General features: G+C 34.0%; 25 protein-coding genes and 1 other RNA gene. 17 read left to right on the forward strand and 9 right to left on the reverse strand.

Annotated elements, in window-relative coordinates; genetic code table 11:
- Positions 1-211, forward strand: a 211-nt coding sequence (locus AC1Z3K_RS11470) for a transposase (RefSeq protein WP_461732729.1), incomplete at its 5' end; no start/stop codon positions are given.
- A gap of 114 nt (positions 212-325) precedes the next feature.
- On the opposite strand, the gene AC1Z3K_RS11475 is transcribed toward AC1Z3K_RS11470, so the two are convergent.
- Positions 326-2,425 carry an LTA synthase family protein gene (locus AC1Z3K_RS11475; protein ID WP_426081800.1) on the reverse strand — a complete coding sequence of 700 codons (2,100 nt, stop codon included), beginning with the start codon at positions 2,423-2,425 and terminating at the stop codon, positions 326-328.
- A gap of 261 nt (positions 2,426-2,686) precedes the next feature.
- On the opposite strand from AC1Z3K_RS11475, the gene AC1Z3K_RS11480 reads away from it, so the two are divergent.
- Positions 2,687-3,859: a class I SAM-dependent rRNA methyltransferase gene (locus tag AC1Z3K_RS11480; RefSeq protein ID WP_461732789.1), complete on the forward strand. Its 1,173-nt coding sequence runs from the start codon at positions 2,687-2,689 to the stop codon at positions 3,857-3,859.
- A 122-nt stretch (positions 3,860-3,981) separates the two neighbouring features.
- The gene (ybaK, locus tag AC1Z3K_RS11485) at positions 3,982-4,470 is read left to right on the forward strand and encodes a Cys-tRNA(Pro) deacylase (protein ID WP_461732790.1); all 489 of its coding nucleotides are present in this window, start codon (positions 3,982-3,984) and stop codon (positions 4,468-4,470) included.
- A 38-nt stretch (positions 4,471-4,508) separates the two neighbouring features.
- Here ybaK and AC1Z3K_RS11490 read toward each other — a convergent pair whose 3' ends face one another.
- Positions 4,509-4,913 (reverse strand): ribonuclease HI family protein, encoded by a 405-nt coding sequence (locus AC1Z3K_RS11490; RefSeq protein WP_461732791.1) that lies wholly within the window; start codon positions 4,911-4,913, stop codon positions 4,509-4,511.
- Between the two features lie 82 nt (positions 4,914-4,995).
- Here AC1Z3K_RS11490 and AC1Z3K_RS11495 point away from each other — a divergent pair, with 82 nt between their 5' ends.
- The 8 genes from AC1Z3K_RS11495 (at position 4,996) to AC1Z3K_RS11530 (ending at position 9,682) form a co-directional block, all read left to right on the forward strand.
- Positions 4,996-5,436, forward strand: a complete 441-nt coding sequence (locus AC1Z3K_RS11495) for an EbsA family protein (protein ID WP_426081605.1) — start codon at positions 4,996-4,998, stop codon at positions 5,434-5,436.
- A 163-nt stretch (positions 5,437-5,599) separates the two neighbouring features.
- On the forward strand, positions 5,600-6,076 hold the full coding sequence (locus tag AC1Z3K_RS11500; protein ID WP_426081604.1) for a GAF domain-containing protein: 477 nt from the start codon (positions 5,600-5,602) through the stop codon (positions 6,074-6,076).
- 87 nt (positions 6,077-6,163) lie between these two features.
- A complete protein-coding gene (locus AC1Z3K_RS11505; protein ID WP_426081603.1) occupies positions 6,164-6,592 on the forward strand; it encodes a VOC family protein in 429 nt (142 codons plus the stop codon).
- Positions 6,593-6,880: 288 nt separating this feature from the next.
- Positions 6,881-7,247: a transfer-messenger RNA gene (ssrA, locus tag AC1Z3K_RS11510) on the forward strand.
- Between the two features lie 451 nt (positions 7,248-7,698).
- The gene (locus AC1Z3K_RS11515) at positions 7,699-8,394 is read left to right on the forward strand and encodes a hypothetical protein (protein ID WP_426081602.1); all 696 of its coding nucleotides are present in this window, start codon (positions 7,699-7,701) and stop codon (positions 8,392-8,394) included.
- A 41-nt stretch (positions 8,395-8,435) separates the two neighbouring features.
- Positions 8,436-8,597, forward strand: a complete 162-nt coding sequence (locus tag AC1Z3K_RS11520) for a DNA/RNA non-specific endonuclease (RefSeq protein WP_461732856.1) — start codon at positions 8,436-8,438, stop codon at positions 8,595-8,597.
- Positions 8,598-8,609: 12 nt separating this feature from the next.
- Positions 8,610-9,065 carry a hypothetical protein gene (locus AC1Z3K_RS11525; RefSeq protein ID WP_426081601.1) on the forward strand — a complete coding sequence of 152 codons (456 nt, stop codon included), beginning with the start codon at positions 8,610-8,612 and terminating at the stop codon, positions 9,063-9,065.
- A 74-nt stretch (positions 9,066-9,139) separates the two neighbouring features.
- Positions 9,140-9,682 carry a T6SS immunity protein Tdi1 domain-containing protein gene (locus AC1Z3K_RS11530; protein ID WP_461732792.1) on the forward strand — a complete coding sequence of 181 codons (543 nt, stop codon included), beginning with the start codon at positions 9,140-9,142 and terminating at the stop codon, positions 9,680-9,682.
- Positions 9,683-9,972: 290 nt separating this feature from the next.
- Here AC1Z3K_RS11530 and AC1Z3K_RS11535 read toward each other — a convergent pair whose 3' ends face one another.
- Together AC1Z3K_RS11535 and AC1Z3K_RS11540 are read right to left on the reverse strand one after the other, a co-directional pair.
- Positions 9,973-10,113: a hypothetical protein gene (locus tag AC1Z3K_RS11535; RefSeq protein WP_426081599.1), complete on the reverse strand. Its 141-nt coding sequence runs from the start codon at positions 10,111-10,113 to the stop codon at positions 9,973-9,975.
- Positions 10,114-10,348: 235 nt separating this feature from the next.
- Positions 10,349-10,795: a hypothetical protein gene (locus AC1Z3K_RS11540; RefSeq protein ID WP_426081598.1), complete on the reverse strand. Its 447-nt coding sequence runs from the start codon at positions 10,793-10,795 to the stop codon at positions 10,349-10,351.
- Between the two features lie 255 nt (positions 10,796-11,050).
- On the opposite strand from AC1Z3K_RS11540, the gene AC1Z3K_RS11545 reads away from it, so the two are divergent.
- Positions 11,051-11,749: a hypothetical protein gene (locus tag AC1Z3K_RS11545; protein ID WP_426081597.1), complete on the forward strand. Its 699-nt coding sequence runs from the start codon at positions 11,051-11,053 to the stop codon at positions 11,747-11,749.
- A 710-nt stretch (positions 11,750-12,459) separates the two neighbouring features.
- On the opposite strand, the gene AC1Z3K_RS11550 is transcribed toward AC1Z3K_RS11545, so the two are convergent.
- The 4 genes from AC1Z3K_RS11550 to AC1Z3K_RS11565 all read right to left on the reverse strand — a co-directional run bounded on the left by AC1Z3K_RS11550 (position 12,460) and on the right by AC1Z3K_RS11565 (position 14,449).
- Complete coding sequence (locus AC1Z3K_RS11550) at positions 12,460-12,840, reverse strand: hypothetical protein (RefSeq protein WP_426081596.1); 381 nt, start codon at positions 12,838-12,840, stop codon at positions 12,460-12,462.
- Between the two features lie 579 nt (positions 12,841-13,419).
- The gene (locus AC1Z3K_RS11555; RefSeq protein ID WP_426081595.1) at positions 13,420-13,689 is read right to left on the reverse strand and encodes a cytoplasmic protein; all 270 of its coding nucleotides are present in this window, start codon (positions 13,687-13,689) and stop codon (positions 13,420-13,422) included.
- A gap of 293 nt (positions 13,690-13,982) precedes the next feature.
- The gene (locus AC1Z3K_RS11560) at positions 13,983-14,180 is read right to left on the reverse strand and encodes a hypothetical protein (protein WP_426081594.1); all 198 of its coding nucleotides are present in this window, start codon (positions 14,178-14,180) and stop codon (positions 13,983-13,985) included.
- An 80-nt stretch (positions 14,181-14,260) separates the two neighbouring features.
- The gene (locus tag AC1Z3K_RS11565) at positions 14,261-14,449 is read right to left on the reverse strand and encodes a hypothetical protein (protein ID WP_461732793.1); all 189 of its coding nucleotides are present in this window, start codon (positions 14,447-14,449) and stop codon (positions 14,261-14,263) included.
- 1,155 nt (positions 14,450-15,604) lie between these two features.
- Here AC1Z3K_RS11565 and AC1Z3K_RS11570 point away from each other — a divergent pair.
- Both AC1Z3K_RS11570 and AC1Z3K_RS11575 read left to right on the forward strand, forming a co-directional pair.
- On the forward strand, positions 15,605-15,838 hold the full coding sequence (locus AC1Z3K_RS11570) for a hypothetical protein (protein ID WP_461732794.1): 234 nt from the start codon (positions 15,605-15,607) through the stop codon (positions 15,836-15,838).
- Positions 15,839-16,217: 379 nt separating this feature from the next.
- Positions 16,218-17,483, forward strand: coding sequence for an aminoacyltransferase (locus AC1Z3K_RS11575; RefSeq protein WP_461732796.1), 1,266 nt, complete (start codon positions 16,218-16,220; stop codon positions 17,481-17,483).
- Positions 17,484-17,560: 77 nt separating this feature from the next.
- Here the strand turns inward: AC1Z3K_RS11575 and AC1Z3K_RS11580 are convergent, their stop codons facing one another.
- The gene (locus tag AC1Z3K_RS11580) at positions 17,561-18,472 is read right to left on the reverse strand and encodes a helix-turn-helix domain-containing protein (protein ID WP_461732797.1); all 912 of its coding nucleotides are present in this window, start codon (positions 18,470-18,472) and stop codon (positions 17,561-17,563) included.
- Between the two features lie 565 nt (positions 18,473-19,037).
- Between AC1Z3K_RS11580 and AC1Z3K_RS11585 the strand changes: the two genes are divergently transcribed.
- From AC1Z3K_RS11585 to AC1Z3K_RS11595, 3 genes are all read left to right on the forward strand, one after another.
- A complete protein-coding gene (locus AC1Z3K_RS11585) occupies positions 19,038-19,229 on the forward strand; it encodes a hypothetical protein (RefSeq protein ID WP_426081590.1) in 192 nt (63 codons plus the stop codon).
- A gap of 483 nt (positions 19,230-19,712) precedes the next feature.
- On the forward strand, positions 19,713-20,162 hold the full coding sequence (locus AC1Z3K_RS11590; RefSeq protein WP_461732798.1) for a universal stress protein: 450 nt from the start codon (positions 19,713-19,715) through the stop codon (positions 20,160-20,162).
- Between the two features lie 201 nt (positions 20,163-20,363).
- Positions 20,364-20,825, forward strand: a complete 462-nt coding sequence (locus AC1Z3K_RS11595; RefSeq protein WP_426081588.1) for a hypothetical protein — start codon at positions 20,364-20,366, stop codon at positions 20,823-20,825.
- The last annotated feature ends 59 nt before the right edge of the window (positions 20,826-20,884 follow it).

Below are 20,884 nucleotides of genomic sequence, written 5' to 3' on the forward strand. Positions count from 1 at the left end.
TCCAGAAAGTTATCGAACCACCTTGGAGACATTTAAAAAGTTTCTTCCACAAATCAAAAATGCTCTTCAACACACCTACTCCAATGGACCGCTGGAATGTTTAAACAACCATATCAAAGTTTTAAAACGGAATGCGTATGGCTTCCGTAGCTTTTACAATTTCAAACTGCGAATTATGATTCGCCACGGCAACGCTTTAATTGTAAACTAAAAAAGACCAAGAGAAATATTTCCTCTTGATCTTCAAAAATTCTAAGATTTCTCTTCACCAACATTAGTTGACAAAGAGCCAAAAACCGTAAGCCTTTTTGTATTTATTGTATGTTTATTTTTCGTAGCCTTGATAAGTGTTTGTTTTATACTCATCAACAGTGGACTTATTATCGTTTTTACTGTAAACGCTAGTTGAATCAGCGCCTTTATCTTTCTCGATTTCTTCCAGTTGTTTCAACTGATCCTTGTAGCTATATTGAGATACATCTATTGATTTCAAGCCGCTGCCTTGATAGAAGCGCAACAGGTCGCCAGTATTAATCTGGTCAGATATTTCCAGTTGAGTATTGGCTTTTTCTTTCATTGCTTCAGCTTCCTGTTGAATTTCCTCAGTAGGGGAAACAATTAGTCTGCCAGTTCCTGTTTCATAAATGTTGGAGCCTAACATTGTATATTTTGGTGAAACATAGTTTCCATTTCTGAAAGCAACGATTTGCTCATTTTCTTTTGAGAATAAATCCTGTCCAAGCATGATGTAGTCTTTTGTATCTACACCCAGCAAATGCATCAGTGTAGGCAGTGCATCAACTTGTCCGCCATATGTGTGGTTGATACCTCCGTTTTCCTGACCAGGAACATGAATCATGTATGGTACGCGCTGCAGTTGAGCAGTGTCAAAGTCATTCCATGAAGCCTTTGATTTACCTAACAGTTCAGCTAAATTCTGATTTCTTGAAGAGGAAATACCATAGTGATCTCCGTAAAGAACAATTACAGAATTTTCATATAATCCAGAGGACTTCAAGTAGTTGAAAAATTCTTCAACTGATTTATCCAGATAGTTTGCTGTAGCAAAGTAGCCGTTAATTGTTTCATCACCAGTATCCGCAATCGGGAATCCTGCTTCATCATTTGTGAACTGAGAGTAAGGATAGTGATTAGATACGGCTAGGAATTTTGAATAAAACGGCTGCTGTAAGTGTTCCAAATACTGTGCGGACTGTTGGAAAAATGGTTTGTCATGCAGTCCGTATTGGAATGAATTATCATCGTTGACATCATAGTAGCTGGCATCAAAGAAATAATCATAGCCTAAATGCTTGTAAGTTTCATTTCTATTCCAGAAATTGCCGGCATTTCCATGGAAAACAGCACTTGTATATCCCTGTGTTTGATCGAGAATTGCAGGAGCCGCTTCAAAGGTATTCTTACCGCCGATTTGCGTGAATAATGATCCTTGACTTAGTCCGAATAAAGAATTTTCAAACAAGGTTTCAGCATCACTAGTTTTTCCCTGTCCAACCTGATGGAAGAAATTATCAAAGCTGAATGTACTTTGATTATGGAAAAGGCTATTGATAAATGGTGTTACTTCATGCTCAACACCATTTTCGTCTTTCAGCTTGTAATCAACAAGAAACTGCTGGAAGCTTTCTAAATGAATATAAATGACATTTTTTCCCTTAGCAATGCCAAAGGTTTCATCATTGGGAGCTGCATAATGGCTGTCGACATAACTTTCAACATCTTTCATGTCATTGGCACTGGCTTCCGCCCGTACTTGGTTTGTCTGGTAGGTCTTCACTCCGTCATAGACAGTGAAGGCATTTAATCCTAAGAATTTTACAATATAGTCACGAGAAAACTCTCTGCCTAACAGCTGAGGTCTTTCCGTTTCAGCAAGAAATAGATTAAACAGGAAGAATAACGCTGAAACTAAGCTAATTGAAACAGCCACCCGAGCTCTGACTGGCCGGTCTTCCATTTTAATTTTTTTAGTAAGGAGCAAACCGCCTACAATAATAAAGTCAATCCAGTAAATAACATCGTAAGGACGGAATAAGCGCAGAGCACTCTCTCCAAGTCCGCTGGCAACTTTGCCGGCACCCATCATTGTATTGACTGTAATAAAGTCGGTGAACTCTCTATAGTAGACAATATTTGAAAACAGCAACAGCGTCATGAGGAAAAAGACAACCATCATCGTAATATAAGCCCGTCTGGTTTTACGGACATATAAAGCAATCGCCAAAAGGAAAAAGGTCGTAGCGATTGGATTAATTACAAGAATGATGTACTCGTTGATATTTTCGAGCCTTAGGTGAAAGTCCGTGACATAAGCCAGTAAATTCTTCAGCCATAACAGGACTGCAACCGTTGTGAAAAGACCTAATCGCGTATTCAAAAATTCAGGTAATTTAATTTTTTTTATTCTATTTAACATGATAATTCCTTTCCAACCCTAAGTTCGAAAAAACTTAGATGTGTTTTCATGAAAATTGTGATTTGCATACATGTAATTTTACCTTTTCCGCCGAAGACTGTCAATTATTCCTACGATTATTCTAGCGTTTTGTCAAGAATTTTGAGAAACTTTAATAATCTATAGAATTAAAGACAGGACAGGCTTTTTTTGATATACTTTTTTGGACAGTTGATTGTGAATCAATAAAAAGAAGAATAAGGTGAAAAAGTGAAAATACAAGTAAAAAAACAAGCAGCCAATAAGTTTCGTCAAGGATACCCGCTGGTAAAAGAGGAAGATTTACAGCAGCGCCCTAGTCAGCTGCCTACAGACTGGATAGAGTTTACTGATCCGGCTGGTAAATTTGTCGCTTATGGTTATTTGGCAGAACAGAATAAAGGACTTGGCTGGCTGTTGAGCTGGGACGAGAAAATATCTGTACCGTTTTTTGAAAGGCTATTTAAAAAAGCAAAGCTGGAAAGAAGTGTTTACGCGAATGACAGTAGTACCTCTGCCTATCGGTTATTTAACGGAGAAGGTGATGGTTTAGGCGGAGTAACGATTGACTGCTACAACGATTTCGTCGTGTTCTCCTGGTATAATGAAACGATTTATGAGAAGCGTGAAGCCATTATCCAAAGTTTCAAAAAAGTTTTTGACGAAATAACCGGCGCATATGAAAAGGTTCGGTTTACTTCTTCTTATCCAGAATCTCAGCATTTGTACGGAGAGCAGGCAGAAGAACCTCTGTTGGTTACTGAAAACGGCGTCTCCTACGCAGTCTACTTGAATGAAGGGCTGATGACAGGGATTTTTCTGGATCAAAAGGAAGTACGTGGTGAGTTGATAAATGGCTATGCAGCAGGGAAAACAGTCTTGAACATGTTTAGCTATACAGGTGCTTTTTCTGTGGCGGCAGCGATGGGCGGTGCAATTAGTACAACAAGTGTAGATTTGGCTAAAAGGAGTCTGGCAAAAACAACGGAGCAGTTTGAAGTAAATCAGCTGCCGCTTGCACAGCAGAAAATCGTTGTGATGGATGTGTTTGAGTACTTCAAGTATGCTAAAAGAAAAGACCTGATTTTTGACTGTATCATTCTTGATCCGCCAAGTTTTGCAAGAAATAAGAAAAAAGTCTTTACTGTAGGAAAAAATTATGGTGAGTTGATTGAACAATCGATTGATATACTGGCAGAGCAGGGACAAATCATTGCGTCAACAAATGCAGCGAATCTTTCGCTGGAACGTTTTACAAAATTAGTAAAAGACGCATTGAAAGAAAAAAGTATTTCCTCATACACGATAGAAACTATCTATCAGCTTCCGGGAGATTTTAAAGTAAGTGAAGATTTTCCTGAGGGAAATTATTTAAAAGTATTGTTCTTAACTATAAAAAAATAGCTATATGATAAAAAGCGACATACAGTAGTTGATTTAAGGGAATAATAAAGATTCAAAAAGCAGAGACTGTATAGGGACCTGCTTTTTGTTTTAGGTGAACATTTAATAATGGGGTGATTAAAATGGCAAAAAAATCAAAAGTTCATAAAACCAATGCAATGAGAATTGTGGAGCAAAAGAAGCTGCCATACAAGCAGTACGAATTTCCTTGGAGTGAAGAACATTTAGGGACAGATAGCGTATCCGAGCTGTTAGGAGTTGAAGAAAAGCGAATATTTAAAACCTTAGTAGCTGTTGGAAATAAGACTGGACCAATTGTTGCCGTGATTCCGGGAAATACCGAATTGGATTTAAAAAAATTGGCGAAAGTCAGCGGCAACAAAAAAGTTGATATGCTTCATTTGAGAGAGCTGGAAGAGACAACTGGTTATATTCGCGGCGGCTGTTCCCCTATAGGGATGAAGAAGCTGTTTCCAACCTATATCGGATTGGAAGCAGAGCAATACCCCGCCATTATTGTTTCCGCGGGTCAACGTGGTCTTCAGTTTGAGCTTGCACCAGAGGATATTGCAGCTCTTACAAGAGCTAAAATCGTGGATATTACTTTATGAATCTACATTCTAAAAAAAGGAAGCAGTTGAAAAAATAACTACTTTCCTTTTAATGATTTCTGGAGTGCCTGCCGGGCAAGATTGTCAGCCCCTTTGTTTTTATTTTCAGGAATCCACTGAATCAGCAAAAGTGTGAAATGAGACTCTAATTGTTGGAATCGTTTGAGATACGGCTGAAAAACAGGATTACCCGTATAATTTTTATCAATCGTCTGTACGACGGTTTTACTGTCTGAATGAAGAAAAATGCTGGTTGTGGTAAACTGGTGATCAATCAGCCATTCCAAAGCAAGGATAAGGATTTTGAATTCTGCTTCGTGGTTGGAACATTCACCTAAAGAGAAATGGAGCTGTTCATGGATTTGCTCCCCTGTGACGACGATTCCACCGCCGCTTGGTCCGGGATTTCCCTTAGTAGCAGCATCTACATAAATTCGTAACATGATTTTCTCCTTTATATTTTCTGTTTAAAGTCTAAGTGTGTTACTATTGTACCATATGAAATTTTAGGTAAGGAGTCGTTGTATGAAACAAAAAAAATATTTCTGGCAACCAGAATTGTCAACGGCTGTTATATACTGGTCCTGCACGTTCGCCATATTATTTATGAGTTTAATCTTATCATTAGAGTATACAAGACCTTATCTTGTTAGTAATCTAGTGATGGTCGTCTTTTTTATCTTTGCTTATTTAGGATTTAACCGCTATTTTAAGCTGACTGCAACAAGTCTGTATATTCATTATTTTTTACCCTTTCATAAAAAAGAACTTTTGCTGGAAAACATTCGTTTAGTCAAAGTAGGCACTAAAAGTATCGAGATTATTTCTGAGGATTTTTCTTCCGGGTCCAGAATTTATCTTATGACGAAGAAACAAAAGCAGGGGCTTATTGAGGCTTTGAAGAAAACTGAACGTTTTTCAGATAAAATTATTTATGACGATCAGCTTAAATTAGGAGAACATTGAAGGTTGGCAAAAACTTCGCTGTGGGAATAGCGTTTCTGGGGATAAAAACTTTAGGGCAATTATTTAGATAGAGTAGAACGTCAAAATGGTGCGGTTTTCTCTGTCTTTTATTTTTTAGGAAAATAAGATAAGATAGGTAAAAAAACTGAAGGGAAAGAAATAGATGTGGAAAGATGATAAACAAAAAAGAGATGCCTATGAGTTAATGCTGCAGCAGTTGACTGGATTGACAGAAATTGAACATGATGGAATAGCGAATTTAGCAAATTCTTCAGCACTCTTAGCTGATGCTTTACCAGAGACGGTGTTTGCTGGATACTATTTGTACAATGGAGATGAGCTGGTTTTAGGTCCATTTCAAGGAAAAGTTTCCTGTACAAGAATTAAAATGGGAAAAGGTGTGTGCGGAGAGTCTGCAGAAAAACGTCAAACATTAATTGTTGATGATGTGAAAAAGCATGAAAATTATATTTCCTGTGATTCTGCAGCCCAATCAGAAATTGTTGTGCCGATGGTAAAAGCAGGCGAATTGATTGGTGTTTTAGATATTGATGCAGGAGTGACTTCCGGCTATGATGAAATAGATCAGGAATATCTGGAGAAATTTGCAGATATTCTTCTTAAAAATTCTGAGTTTTAACTTGTGGAGAAATGGTAGGCAGATGTTTCGTTCAAAGCCCTTTTCTGTGAGATAATCATAGAAAACAACAAGGGAGATGTCAACGTCATGGAAGTCTATTTGAATTTTAAAAATGAAGCAGCAGCGGTTATCAAATTCTATGAAGAGGTTTTCGATACGCCTTCGGCGAATGTTATGACCTTTGGTGATATGCCGGAAGATCCGGAGCACCCAGTTTCAGAAGATATAAAGGATTTAATATTGAATGCCAGTATGGTTATCGAAGGTACATATGTCATGATTTCTGATGTGCCGGATGGAATGGGGAAGCCATTGACCGTAGGAAATAATATTTCGTTAGTCGTAAGTACGGATGATGAAGAAAAAATAGACCGTCAATTCAACCGTTTAGCAGAAGGTGGAACTGTTGAAATGCCTTTAGGACCAACATTTTGGTCGAAGAAATATGGGATGCTGACAGATAAGTTCGGCATCAATTGGATGTTCTCTTATTATGCGGAAGGAGAGAACAATTAGGACCAACCTTTGCTATTGACCAGTTGAATTATTAAAAAGCAGCTGATGTTCCTGCTCAGGAGTATCGGCTGCTTCTTTGAAACCGCAAAAATGAGTTGGTCGATTTTGGCGAAACTGATTGGATTCATAGCTGATTTGTTATGGAGAAAATGAGAAATATTTTGCGTAGATGTTTTTCTGATATGTAAAAACGTTTTAAGGGCGGGAAAAGACTATATTAAATGAATTAGCTGCTCGCTTTATTTAATGGTATAATTATGTTATACTATTCTAGCACCAATTTTTCATGGGGGCGTTACGGATTCGACAGGCATAGTTGAGCTTGAATTGCGTTTCGTAGGTTACGTCTACGTAAAAACGTTACAGTTAAATATAACTGCTAAAAACGAAAACAAAACTTTCGCTCTAGCTGCGTAAAAACAGCGGGTGAAGATCCTCTCGGCATCGCCCATGTGCTCGAGTAAGGGTCTCAAACTAAGTGGGATACGCTAAATTTTTCCGTCTGTAAAATTTAGAAGAGCTTATCAGACTAGCAATACAGAATGCCTGTCACTCGGCAAGCTGTAAAGCGAAACCCTAAATGAGTTGACTATGGACGTAGAGGTTTAAGTGACAATATGTTTGGACGCGGGTTCGACTCCCGCCGTCTCCATAAGAGATTTAATAATAGACAGTAGAAATGCGATTGTACAGGGCTGTGTACAGTGTTTCTGCTGTCTGTTATTATTTTGAATACGAGATTGAATACGATTAGCTTAAATGCCAACATAATTAGCGAATAATTTTGTGGTCTTTTCTTTGGTATCCTTAGTGACATGAGCATAAATGAAATGTTGTTATACAAAGCATTTTATGGAAAGTTCCTTTTCTAAAGGAGCGTTTTTTTATGTACAGTAGTTAACCATTGTTAGCCTTTATAGGAATAAGGCAATAGCGTATATGTCATTTTTGTAATCAGCTAAGAGATATAAAAATGTCAACATTTGTCAACGAATCGAGGAGGAATGCCAAGGGTGATAGTTCTAATTGTAAAATAAAATAATATAATATGGTGTTTTATTTTTTCTTTTGGTATGATTGAACAAAAAGGAGTGTACATTAATAATATGAAAATTGTGGGTGAATGGGTAAACAAGATGAATGAGTACCAAAATGAAAGATCGGTGACTCAAGAAAAAAAAGGTTTTTTTGAAAGAATAAAAATAAAGTTTGTTCCCATCAAAAAAGTTGTTGAAAACAATTGGCTTATATTTGTAGTATCAACAATCATAGCAATCCCTCTTTTTATAATGTTTTATTACATAATTGCTAATATCGCTAATAATATTACTAATCACGAGGAAATAAAATCTGGATTACAGATTTCAGGATTACTGTTAGCTATTCCTATATTGTGTTTGGACGCATATTTCATGTATAAAGCGAGTATAAAAAAAATGCCAATCTTAACAATATTTTTTATAATTTTTGTGATAGGAATAGCTATGCTGAATATACTAGCAGGATTAGATTTTATCGAAATTGTCAAAACTAAAGAAGAGGATTTAAGTGGCTTATTTTTTTTGGTGTTTCTATTGGATGTCTACACAATTTCCTTTATGTTGACGAAATTAGTCTGTCTGATATTTGATAAAATTATTGATAAGATAAAAAAAGTTAAAAATTGGATAGTAGATGAAGGTGAAAATAACAATGATATCTTAAAAGCAAAGTTATCTTTTATTAATAAAATCATTACAGGTTTTATTGCAATTGTAGCTTCAATTCTAGGTCTACTACTAACTTTAAATCAAATTTTATAGTTTCACAAGCAAAAGATGTTAATAAAAAATCTTATTATAAACTGGAAACGAAATGGAAACAAGCCATAGCAGAAGGCAAAAATGTATCAGTAGAAATTAAAGTGAACTACACTGATAACGCTTTACGACCTTCATCATTTGATATTAAATCTAAAATAGATGGCGAAATTAAAACAGTAACTTTATTAAATCAAAATTTTTAGCGAGGTGCCGAAATGACAGAAACATTTGACAATAAATTCATGGATTTACAGTTTGCTATGGTTAGTGTAGCCGTTGAATTTGTTAATAAAAAAGCAGATAAAGCCTTTGTTTATGGTTCAATAGAAGAAGGCGTTGTGACAGGTGATGTGTTTTATCAAGTAGGGAAAAGAATCTTTAAAAAGCATGAGTTATCTAAATTAAATGACTTTAGCAATATTAACATGGGCGATGAAATGCAGTATAGAATGCTGGGACTATTTTCAGAAGATTTACAAAGTCTGATGAAATTATTTAAAGAAGATAATAGAGAAGTTCCGACAGAGTTCAAAATGATATATGACATTAACAGTGGAAAATTCAACTCAAATTTAAGCTATGATCTTAAATATTCGGATTCTGACTATAAAGATGCTTCCGATATTTTTGACAAATGGTTTGACGAAGTAAAAAAAGAAATCGAAGGATAAAACAAAACGCTTTGACTGCTCAATAATGATTTGAATGTTAAGTTGATTTAACTAGGTAGAAAAGGAGACTGTTTATGAATCAATTATTTGATGATTTTATAATAGAGCAGAAAGTCAATAAAGAATTAATTAAAATGTATCAAGGCAGAATCCCAGAAGAAATGTTATTACTTTGGAAAGAATACGGATTTGGTACATTTTTAAACGGATTCATGAAATCTGTAAACCCTGATAACTTTAAAGAATTACTGGTTGAAGGCAGTCAACGATTCCATGATGGAATTGTCTTGTTCGCAACTGCAATGGGGGACTTAATTATTTGGGAAGGAAGTTTTGTAAGAATATTAAGATTTAGATATGGTAAGACTGATACGGTAATATCTGGTTTTAAATTTTTCTTTGAAGATTTATCTGATAAAGACTTCAGAGCAGAGGTTTTAAAGTGGTCTCCGTATCTTTGCGCTATCGAGATGCATGGTAAGCCTAAGTTTGACGAATGTTTTGGCTATGTTCCTCTTTTAGGATTAGGTGGGGCAGAACATGTTAACAATTTGAAAGTAGTGAAGCTTAGGGAACACCTGATGCTCATTACTGAATTGATGGGTACTATAATTTGAAAAAATGGAGAAAAGGCTGCTCAATTATGAGAGCCTTTTTGTTGATTAATCGTATATATATATCAAAAAAGCTTGTAAAAAAAAGTTATATGATAAAAAAGTTGAAAAGCGGTAATTCTACGAGGGAAGGACTGCACCGTTCTCCTGCGACTTCACATACTTACTTTCTAGGTGGGGGGAGTCTCTGCTCACCACTGTTAGCATTCGATACCCTACTGCTACTATTCATCAGTAACATAAAACTTAATTACATTAACTTTATTTTTCTCCGACTTACTTTCCCAAGGATTTTATTTCTCCTGATTACTTAATTTTCTTGATATAATCGCATCCATTTTATTTAAAGTATCTGTAGCTTTAATTTGATTGCCTGGATATTCATCATTCTTGGCTATTTCAGAAAGCTTTACCATCCTTTGCTTTCTTATCATTATCACTTCATCTCGAGAAATTTCTTGCAAATCCTTGAACCTAGCCAAAATCACATTTTTTCTAAAAATTTTATTGGCTTATTATCCACAGTTTAATCTTTCCATCTAATAGAATTACCGAAATCTTCTATATAAGCTTTGATTAGGAACTGAACAAATTTTTCATGTTTCTGATTATCTAATACAGCCATAAGCCCATCTTCTTTTATGTAATAAAAAAAGAAGCATAAGCGATCTAATCTTTTTTCATTTGCTGTTGATACCTATCTTCTCTTGTATAAATGTTTTTAACAAGTGGGTAAACGTCACTATATACTTCTACCAACTGCCTTAATCCTTCTCGGTTCACATAGCTATCATTTATGCTGACTAAAGCTACACCTTCAATATGATGCTTTTTATCAGCAATTGTTAAATGTCCGCCTCTAACATTTTCAATTCCGTTCTCCAGCATATACTCAATAACTTTATTAGTAACATATATATTCCCTTCATAATGGCTCGTCAGTCCAATATCATGCACTTCGAGTATTTTTATTGGAGGATTATTTCTTGTCAATGAAAAATCTCCCCTTAAATGATAATTAAACACTTTATCTATATCTCTTGAAGTATGTCCTACATAAAATGTTTTGTCTTTCAACTTTAAAACATAGACTTTTCGAAATCTCTTTTCGCCCATAGCTGTTATACTCCTCCCTTTGATATTACTGAAACTATACCAAATAAAGAAGTTTACTCATAGGCTTTTGTAGCACAATAATTACGCACTCATGGATTGTTGTAAAAATAGAGTAAATCAAAAAGAGTACTTCAACATTTTTTGAGTAAGTTACTTCAGACTGGATTGTGATTGAGAAGGTAATTACAGATGTAGTTAATAGGTTGCATTTCAATTCTTTATGTTTGATGTTACAATCAATTTGAGGTGATTAAGATGAATAGAAAGTTGTTGAAATTATTTGAAAAATTAAAAATAATTATTTCAGGAATAAAAGAAGGAGTCGAGGAAGCTTTACATCTATACAAAGTAGCATTACAAATGATTATAATGCAAATCGTAATAGCATTAATTCGTGTTTCTTTTCCAGAATTTCATAAAAATTATTATTGGATTTTTGAATGGGTAAATCTCTTTATTGCAATCTACGGCGTGATTCAAATGTTTATATTTACTTATAAGATTTATACAAAAGAATGGAGAAAACTAGATTCTTTATTGCAAGAATATGAAGGGGAGGCTTCGAAATTTGACTTTTCATTTCCAAATGATTTTATAAAAGGTATCTATCTAGGTGAAGGAGTAAGAGGAAATAATGTTGATTTCATAAAAAAACTAGATTCAGGAGTGAAAAAGTTAGACCCTAGTCAGAAAAAAATTGCGTTAATACATATTAGAAACTATAATAGTAATTCTTTTAATTTTTTTTCAGGGTATTATATATTTGGTATTTTAAGTATACTTGCAACAATCTCGCCATTGTTTAGCTTTGAAATGTTAAAAGCTAGTAGCGCTTTTTTTATAACTGTTACTATATATGCGCTCACTGTAGGAAGATACATTTATCGAATAAACAAAAAGAAAATATATATTTGTAAAATAGTAGAAGATGTATTGAGATACTCAATTGAATAGAAGTATATAGTAAGCGCCCCACGCTTATGAGAATTTTATTGAATACGATATTGAATACGAGACAGTTTAAAATATATGAAACTTGATGATACTTTAGATAAGTGAAAGTATTTAGTTTTATTGATACTGACACATAATTAAGGCGTATGAAATCGAATTTTCTAATCCCGCCGTCTCCATAAGAGATTTAATAATAGACAGTAGAAATGCGTTGTACAGTGTTTCTGCTGTCTATTATTTACGTTAAATGCCAGCCACATTCCAGTATAATTTGTGAATGGCTCAGCAGTCTTTTTTGTGACATGTGCATAAATGTTTATTGCTATCCAGTGCAAGGGTAGCTGCAACACTATTTGAAATACTAAAAAGTTAAAAAGGCAAACATATATATTTAATTATTGACCGATTTAAGGAGGACAAATAATAGAACAGAAAAAGAGTCTGAGACATAAACAAAATCCCAGACTTTTGGCATCCTTAAAACCGAATAAACAGTATTACAAAAACAGCTTTCTCGAAAATAAGCCGAATAATATCAAAAATATGAGAAGCTCCAAGTGGGGATCAATCAATAGTTACTCGGTCCCCTCGTAGTGTTTCTTGACAATTTTCGGATTATTCTTCTTATTGCTGTGAAATACAGTGAGGGACGAGCTGATGTTAAACAGTACCTACTTGGTTCTTGGAGCTGGACACTTTTGTCACAACCTCTAACTTGAATGATGCCATTTACCATTACTAGATGAGCTTATCAAAACATCTTTATCATTAATTCCTAACTCACTAACAAGTAGCGATTTCACTTCATCTGCTGGATGAGTTGTGTTAAGTCGATAAATCTTTGAACCATAGTTGTGCCATTCACCAAGCTGCATCAATTTTTCAGAAAAAAGAATATCAGGCTTAGTACCTTCGAATAAAGCAAAGAAGTCATAAATATACTGACCATCTGAAGTTTTAAATGGGTTATCAGGTGATCGTTCAATCGTTTTTCCAAATGGTTCATAGTTCTTTTTAGGTGTACTCAGATAACGCTGATTACTTGCGGGGATAATCATTTTTTTAAAAGCATCAAATTCTTTTTTGAACATAAGAATCCCTCCAAACTACTCTAATGAATAAAGTATATACCATAAAAATATAAAAGCACTTATCAGGAAACTAGATATACTTAATTGTTAAATCCAATCTTTTGTAGTGAATGCTCCTAAAAGTTTCTTCTTTTAGTTTTAGCTCAATGAGGTTATCTCCAAACAAACAACCAATAAAAGAGCTCGATTTTCTTTTTCATCAAAAATAGATATCTTAACATCAGCATTTATATAATGTTTCTGCTGCCTTTTTGTTTAAGCATATATGTTAAACTTGAAAAAAGTATATACTTCACCACTTGACTACTAAATATTATTTAAGAGAATAGATCGATTAAGCATGTAATTAGAAATGTCAGTCCCAATAGCAGAGTTAAAGAAAAGCCGAGGACATTGTGCATATTCAGGCTGTTTCCATTTCCTTGATATTTAGTAATCAAAAATCTGGAATCAGAAAAATATTTTCCTTTTTCTCTTTTAGAACGTAAAATTCCAGGAAATGAGCAGATTGGATAAGCAAGTAATATTAAGGATATAAATAGATTTATTGTAGTATTCATTTAACACACCTCTTTTCCACTAACTTATGCTAAACCAATAGTCATACATTGCAGTAAGGAAATCATTTGAAATTTTGAGAGCTTTCATGTTAGGTAAAACTGAATCAATTGAACAATAAGGACAAATCGCTGTATCTCCAATCTCTTCATTCAGATAAAAAGTGATTTCAATAGGAGAGAATATTTTTAAACAATAGAAACAGCCGCATGTATCCGTATAGTCAAAATACTTTTTATTACCAGTACAATAAATATGTGCATGTTTAAGCGTCTCTTTGGAATAATTCATAAATAACCTCTTTTTAGTTAGGATAATTTTATGCTAATGATATCAGAGAAGTTAGAGAAATACTATAATGGATAGAGGATGCAGCACTTGAAAAAAACTGGAAAATTCTAGATTTTTTCTGTAATAATAGAGTGAAACTCATGGTCAGAAAGATAGAGAACAAGAATGAATCGCAGTTTAATATTAAAGCGTTGTCAGCAAAAAAGACCTACTATCAGAAAATGACGGTAGGACTTTTTCTATAAAATTATTCAATAATCTAAAATACGCTCTTGGTTGCCCGCTCTTTTGTATTAATCTTCTTTAAATATATCTGTACTAGTAACAAATGACCGAATAACCGTTCCACAATCTTTACAAATTACATGATGTAAGGTCTCGCCAGAAATCATTAATAACGCATTTTCAGGGATAACTTTCCCTTCATGAACTTGTTTGGCCCGGACTGTTTCCAGACCACCACAGTATTGACAGACATCAGCTTTCATCATAATTCCCAACCCCTTTTAGCTATTGAGTTAAGTATAGCAGAAAGAATCCCCTTGTTAAACGTGGATTTGCTAGAATGATGCTATTCAAAAGAAGAAATTGTAGTGACAATATCTTCTTCTAAGAACGTTACTTCCGAGATAATTAAGCTATTACATCCAAATATAGAACCGCTAAATATTTTTTGAGAAGCCGCTGTAATGACTACCCACATCTTTTTACCATCTTCCTTTTTTATTAAAACTAACTCACCAACATTAAATTTCTTCACAAAACATCCTCCAAATATAGGTTGTTCGCATTATAGTGTTTACTAAATCATAAGTAAATATGAAAATGATACAAAAAAATAGAATTAAAACGTAAAAAAAGATAATAAAAACAGGAATCAAAACATTGGAAAGGCTTTTACCTGAAATTTTTTAGCGACTCAGTACAAGTAATAGTTTCAATACTACGAGTTTAGGATAAAACTGTCTCCTTTTTTAACCAAGGTTGATTGTGAGGAAGAGTGAGTGAACAGAAAATTCAAGACTTTGAAGTAAGACGAAGATATTAAAACTGTTTTTACTAATAAAATAAAAAAACTTCCTAATTATTAGGAAGTTTCAAAAAACAAGCAAAGAATAATCTCGGACAATACATTAATTGCCCATCCATAGATTTTTTTCATGTACAACACCTCTGACTTAACTATAGCAGAAAGCTGAGTTAAAGCAAATGAGACTAAAGTCTGAACCTAATCACCAAGTATAAATACTGTTCAAATAGGCTATATGGTGGGGTGAAAACTCAAAACAATACAGGTAAAAAAAACAATAGTTTAAAGCATAAATGAAAAATAGAATGTAATGAGTAAAAGAGAGAAGGATGGTTTAAACGAGTACAAGGGTGAAGAGAGCTGACTTTCAGTGCTGTTATCCGAAAATATAACGTCTATAAAATAACAATAGTTATATATCAAAAAATGGCATAAAAATGAAAAAATGTGATAAAAAAACTTGTTTTTAGATGTGCAAACAAGGAAAAAATTATGTTATTATTTTAATACAGAAGAAGGGAGAGGATAAATAAAAACAGGTGACTTGTTAGGTATGTTTTCAAGTTCAGCTTTGACAGGGCTGACAGCAGGAGTGAAGTACATACTGAAGCTAAGAGAGTTCAGAACGTTTTAACAGATTGATAAAATGACATAGTTTTTATTGATCAGTATCAAAAAGGAGTTTGTTGACACAAAAACAGCAGTGTTGGATGGTTTGTTGGAAAGTTGCTGCTATGGTGAAGCAAAGTAAAATGAAAAATTACCAATAGAGAAAGATCAGCTTGGGGGCTGATCTTTTATTTTTTTAATAAAGTATGATTTATATTTGTTTTCTGTTTAAGCAAGCTGGCGTATGCTTGTTTTGTCAGAGAGGAGAAATATTTTATGAAGAAATCTGTGAATAAATGGATGATTAGCACCATTGTAATCAGCGTTCTATCAGTAGGAATCATCGGCTTTTTGAGCTATAAGCTAATATCTCAGCCAAGCATGGAAAACATGAGAGAGCGTCAGCCAATAGATGGAGAGCTGCCAAATGACGGAGAGCGTCCGGAAGGTGCCCCACCTGGAATGGAAGGTAATTCTGAAATGGAAAGCAGTGAAGCTGCGGATATATAGTTCGGGAACTCAACTTTATAAAAAAAGAGAGACATACCTGAACAACAAAAGAATAATCCAAAAGAATTAAGCTGATTTTTCTTGAAAGTAGAGCAGAAACCTACTATTAAGAAAGACAGCTTTTTATTTGAAAGCCATTAGAGAATTTTACCTGTTATTTGTTATTGAATAGTGTCCAGCTGTTGCCATAGACTGTATAAGACACTGTTAAAAATTATTAAAGAATAAAAAACAGCAATTATCTTTTAAAGGAAATTGATTGCTTTCCTAGATTAAGAATAGGTATAATAGTCAAAGACCATTAGAAAAATAAGATGAATTCCAACTTCGTGTAAGGTATAATTTAATGGAAATAGTTAAAGATTGAGGAGCACATTGAATGTATATATTTTGTTTATTAAATGAAAGTGAATTTGAGAGCTATGTTAATCAAGCTGAACATGGAAACTACCTTCAAACGAAAGAGATGGGCAGACTAAAAACACAACGAGGCGCCAGTGTGTCTTTTCCAGCTCTGAAAGATGAACAGAATAATGTTGTAATAGCAGCACTGATGACTAAAACCAAGCTGGGTGTTGGTTATGTATTTGATATCGATGGACTGGAAGTTCCAAAGGAGAACGAAGCACTGCTTTCAGAGTTTTTTGAAAAGCTAAAAAAACATGCAAAAGATGAAGCGGGTTTGTATTTAACAGTCACGCCTAACGCACCATACAGCACCTATGATTATCGGGGAAATCCTTTAAGTGAAAAAAATGAAGCGTTGATGCGTACATTTGTAAATTCTGGTTTTGCTCATGAAGGTTTTTATCAAGGCTATGCTGCTGATGGGAATCCACAATGGATTTATAAGAAAGATCTTGCGGGTTACTCAGAGTCGGATTTGTTGAAATCGTATGGTAAAGATGCGAAATACAGTTTAAATAAAGCTGGCAGCTTTGGTATTAGAACACGGGAATTGGCTTATGAAGAGCTTGGACTTTTTAAAGAAATTACTGAACGGACCAGCGTTCGAAGAAATTTTACGGATAAAACGTTGGAGTACTATCAAACAGTTTTTCAAGCCTACGGAGAGCGGGCTAAGTTTGTTGTTGCGGAAATCAATTTTCAAACATACTTAGATAGTTTAAGCGAGCAAAAGAAAAAGCTTGAACAAAAGCTGCTGGATATTGAAGCGTTTCTTGAAGTAAATCCTAACAGCCGTAAAAAGAATAATCAAAAACGCGAGTTCACTGATGAACTGTCAACCTTCGAAAAGCGGATACTTGATGGTGAGCAGATGCTGAAGGAAAACGGAGAGCATGTGTCCTTAGCTTGTGCCTTGTTTTTAACGTGTCCTCACGAAACTGTATATCTTTTTTCCGGTACAGAAGAGAAATACAAAAAATTATACGCACCATTTTTAATTCAAGACAAAATGCTTAAGTACTCTGTTGCCGAAAATATTCCCGTATATAATTTTTATGGAATCGAAGGTGTTTTCGATGGTTCGGACGGAATACTGAAGTTTAAACAGGCATTTAACGGATATGCAGAAGAAAAAATCGGTACCTTTAAGCTAATTATCAACCCGACTAAATACAAAGGGTATATGCTGCTGAAGCATACACGTGAGTTTATTAGTAAGCTAAGAGGAAGAGGGTAAAAAAATAAACCTATCTCTAAATAAATCTGAATTGTTAGTATAACTGACTTTCAGATTTATATTAGAGATAGGTTGTTCTATTTATCTTTTATTAAACTTACAGGATAGTCTGAATACTTAGTTTCCTTATTATCATAAGTAAGAATTTTTACTTCTTTTTTTAGTAGTTCAGCATGAAAACTATCTCCAATATCTTCTAAAAGATGAATAAAATCATAAACCTTATTTAGATAAGAAAGGTCTCCAATTTTTAAATATTGTAGAAGGTTATTAAGATATTGAAGATTCATCAAATAACTATAATTTTTACTAGATTTATCTTGTTTTTTTGCTAAGGCAATATATTTCTCAGCTAACTGATAGTCACGTTCGTATAACTTTATAGAAATGATATTCAGAATTACGTTATAAGCAAATTTTTTTGTAGTAATATCACGTTTCTCTTCGTCTTTAATGGGAAAGGCCCTATTGAAAATTAAATCAACTTGCTTATTATTAAACAAAGGAATAGTATTAGACATAATGATATAATCATATTGAATATAATAATTTTTATTCATCAAATAATCGAAAATATTAGAAATTCCATTAGAATCCAGAGGTTCTATCTCCTCCCAATAAGTATGAAAATATCCTTTAATTCCGATGTAATTAGATAGTGCTCTTAAGGAGTCCTTAGACTCTTTTTTCATTTTAAAATAATAATCTAATAATTGTTTTTTCTTGGTTTTATTTTCTAAATGAGTTGCGCAGTAATAGAATAATTCTCTAAAAGATTGTTGGTCTTTGTCTAAAGGAGAGAAATTCAAAAATTCTTCTGCAGTAACAGACATTCGATCCAATATCTGTTCCAATTCATTTAAACGAACTAGTTGTTTACCATTTTCAATACGAGAGTAAGAGGATGGATCACTGTGGTTTTGAAGCATTTCTTTTTGAGTATAATTCAATTTTGAACGAAAAAAACGTAAAGTTTCCCCTATATTCATGGGTTTCTCCTCCTTTGTTTGCTATTATAACATACAAACAGATATTTTTTGCTATTATTCAACTAGTTTACTTAATATTTAGGGAAATTTTTGCGTATTTTGCAAATGGGAGTCATTGCTCTTTATTTCTTCATATTTGTTTGTTATTCTTTACCTAGAAAAATAAATTATCAATTAGTATATTTTTCTTAAATAGCAATAAGGAGGTTCATGATGACAGGTATAGTGATAGGTACAGTATCATTAATTACAACTCTAATAGTTAGTCTTGGAGTTTAATTAAACGAAAAAAGATTTTAAAGGTCGATAGTGCGAATCGGCTAAACAAGTGCGAAAGAACAAAAAGGTAAGAACAACAAACAACTAAAAGAAAAAAATAAGTTGGAAAGTGCAAAGATAGGCTGTGGTGTCTGGGGAGATGCTGCAGCTTATTTTTTTATTGCTAAAAATACTGTTGGAAAAGCCATAAAATGAATAATATCTGTTTAATGAAATTAACAGTTTTCTTCTGCAGTAAAATAGGGTAAAATAAATTTTTAAAAGAAATTGGGGAGTTGAACGGACTATGAATAAGGACGAATTGATTAAGAAAGCTACGGATTTGATTGGAGAAGGGAATTTTGAAAAAGCTAAAAAATTCTTGGAAGAACATAAGGATGAGATTGGAGAGCAATATACGAAACTGATGAAATCTCTTCCAGATAATATGGATATTAACGGGATTGCAGATCAAGTAAAAGGCTTCTTTAAAAAATAGGCAAAAGACGGTTGTGGGATAAATAATCAATTAGCAGTGAAAACAAAAAAGGTATCAGAGAGGTTTATTCCTGTTCTGATACCTTTTTATTCTGTTCTAGAGGTACTACACAAATCATCCATTGGATTGTTTAGCTCCTTAAGCAGTTTGTTTTAGTTGATGTATAGCTCGTTCGATAGTAACACCGTATGCGACTTTGTTATGGTCGTTTGCATCATAGACCATAAACACGTTGTTCTTTGTATCAAATGCTACACGGTAACTAATAGTGTTTGTTTTGAATGTCATAGTGATCATTCTCCTTTCGTGTTAATTATGAAAGGCAACGATGTATGATAACGAAATTCTGTAGTTAGTATAGCATATTTTTTATGAAAAGACAATTTGCTGCTTGCCAGTGAAAAAGGGCTTTTAGAATCTGAGAGAATTGCTTTCCGTTTTACTCTATTCATAGTAGAATGAAAGTGTAGGGAGGGATTCATCATGGATTATAAATATCAAAATATTTTAGTTGCAGTAGACGGTTCACCCCAGGCTGAAAAGGCGTTTGATAAAGCATTGGAAATTGCCAAACGAAATCAGGCCAAACTTCATATTGTCTATATAATTGAAGAAATCAGTAATTATTTTGGTGAGTTGACAGTTTCAGTCACCAATGCGATGGAAGACCTTAGAGTGAAAGAAGAAGAGAAGATGCAGCAAAGAGCTGACTTAGCTCATGCAGGTGGACTGGATGATGTTGCCACATATGTACTGTATGGTTATCCTAAAACTTTGTTGGCAGGTTTTTCTGAGTCGGAAGAAACAATTGATTTAGTTATTATCGGAAAAACTGGTTTAAATGCAATCCAGCGTGTGTTAGTTGGTTCAACTACTTCCTATGTGGTCAATCATGCCGCTTGTGATGTGCTGGTTGTTACAGAGGAAGAATAAAACCGTATCTTAAGAAAAAAAGGCTTCGGTCAAAGTATTTTACCGCTGCAAGTGCGTTTGTCTTAGAGCCTATGCGAACTTGAAGAACGAAACAAAACGAATAATTCGTTTTGTTTCGTTCTTTTTTTAATAGAAAGCGAAAATTATGATAAACTTAATTAGAACTGCTTGTTAAGCAGAAAAAAGAGAGGAGCGTATGTTATGGAACATTTAGTGTATACAGATAAAAAATCCAATGTTCTTGATAAGATTTTGTCAGGAGAAAAAACTATGATAGTCAGGGGAGCTGCCGGCCGGAAAATGCCTCACAGTAGAGTGTTTAAAGGAGAAACATTATACTTTGTCGAAAATGATGGTTCATGTCAGATAAAAGCTAAAGCTGTAGTTAAAGATGTTTTTAACTCGGAAAAAATGACGGAAGATGAATCAACGGCTATTTTAGAAAGCAAGCAAGAACAGCTGCAGCTCTCTGCAGCACAGAAAAAGCGCTGGTATGGAAAAAAGGTACTTTGCCTGGTGACGATTGAGAATCCAGAAGCAATTGAACCGATGACCTATGACCGCCAAAAGAACATGGATGACTGGCTAATCGTTGAGGATATTAAAGACATTATTGTCGGTGGAAATGCTCAGGATTATAAAAATATCCGTCTAAAAAATTAACTGCTAGCTGACAGAAAATGTTTGGATAGCAATTGAATTTCTGTCAGCTTTTTGATACA

The sequence above is a fragment of the Enterococcus sp. LJL128 genome, assembly GCF_056924295.1.

Coding starts and splice junctions, on each gene's coding strand:
- ybaK (WP_461732790.1), top strand. CDS start 3,982: ATGGCAAAAAAATCAAAAGTTCATAAAACCAATGCAATGAGAATTGTG.
- AC1Z3K_RS11490 (WP_461732791.1), bottom strand. CDS start 4,913: ATGTTACGAATTTATGTAGATGCTGCTACTAAGGGAAATCCCGGACCA.
- AC1Z3K_RS11495 (WP_426081605.1), top strand. CDS start 4,996: ATGAAACAAAAAAAATATTTCTGGCAACCAGAATTGTCAACGGCTGTT.
- AC1Z3K_RS11500 (WP_426081604.1), top strand. CDS start 5,600: ATGTGGAAAGATGATAAACAAAAAAGAGATGCCTATGAGTTAATGCTG.
- AC1Z3K_RS11505 (WP_426081603.1), top strand. CDS start 6,164: ATGGAAGTCTATTTGAATTTTAAAAATGAAGCAGCAGCGGTTATCAAA.
- AC1Z3K_RS11515 (WP_426081602.1), top strand. CDS start 7,699: ATGAAAATTGTGGGTGAATGGGTAAACAAGATGAATGAGTACCAAAAT.
- AC1Z3K_RS11525 (WP_426081601.1), top strand. CDS start 8,610: ATGACAGAAACATTTGACAATAAATTCATGGATTTACAGTTTGCTATG.
- AC1Z3K_RS11530 (WP_461732792.1), top strand. CDS start 9,140: ATGAATCAATTATTTGATGATTTTATAATAGAGCAGAAAGTCAATAAA.
- AC1Z3K_RS11535 (WP_426081599.1), bottom strand. CDS start 10,113: ATGATAAGAAAGCAAAGGATGGTAAAGCTTTCTGAAATAGCCAAGAAT.
- AC1Z3K_RS11540 (WP_426081598.1), bottom strand. CDS start 10,795: ATGGGCGAAAAGAGATTTCGAAAAGTCTATGTTTTAAAGTTGAAAGAC.
- AC1Z3K_RS11545 (WP_426081597.1), top strand. CDS start 11,051: ATGAATAGAAAGTTGTTGAAATTATTTGAAAAATTAAAAATAATTATT.
- AC1Z3K_RS11550 (WP_426081596.1), bottom strand. CDS start 12,840: ATGTTCAAAAAAGAATTTGATGCTTTTAAAAAAATGATTATCCCCGCA.
- AC1Z3K_RS11555 (WP_426081595.1), bottom strand. CDS start 13,689: ATGAATTATTCCAAAGAGACGCTTAAACATGCACATATTTATTGTACT.
- AC1Z3K_RS11560 (WP_426081594.1), bottom strand. CDS start 14,180: ATGATGAAAGCTGATGTCTGTCAATACTGTGGTGGTCTGGAAACAGTC.
- AC1Z3K_RS11570 (WP_461732794.1), top strand. CDS start 15,605: ATGAAGAAATCTGTGAATAAATGGATGATTAGCACCATTGTAATCAGC.
- AC1Z3K_RS11575 (WP_461732796.1), top strand. CDS start 16,218: ATGTATATATTTTGTTTATTAAATGAAAGTGAATTTGAGAGCTATGTT.
- AC1Z3K_RS11580 (WP_461732797.1), bottom strand. CDS start 18,472: ATGAATATAGGGGAAACTTTACGTTTTTTTCGTTCAAAATTGAATTAT.
- AC1Z3K_RS11585 (WP_426081590.1), top strand. CDS start 19,038: ATGAATAAGGACGAATTGATTAAGAAAGCTACGGATTTGATTGGAGAA.
- AC1Z3K_RS11590 (WP_461732798.1), top strand. CDS start 19,713: ATGGATTATAAATATCAAAATATTTTAGTTGCAGTAGACGGTTCACCC.
- AC1Z3K_RS11595 (WP_426081588.1), top strand. CDS start 20,364: ATGGAACATTTAGTGTATACAGATAAAAAATCCAATGTTCTTGATAAG.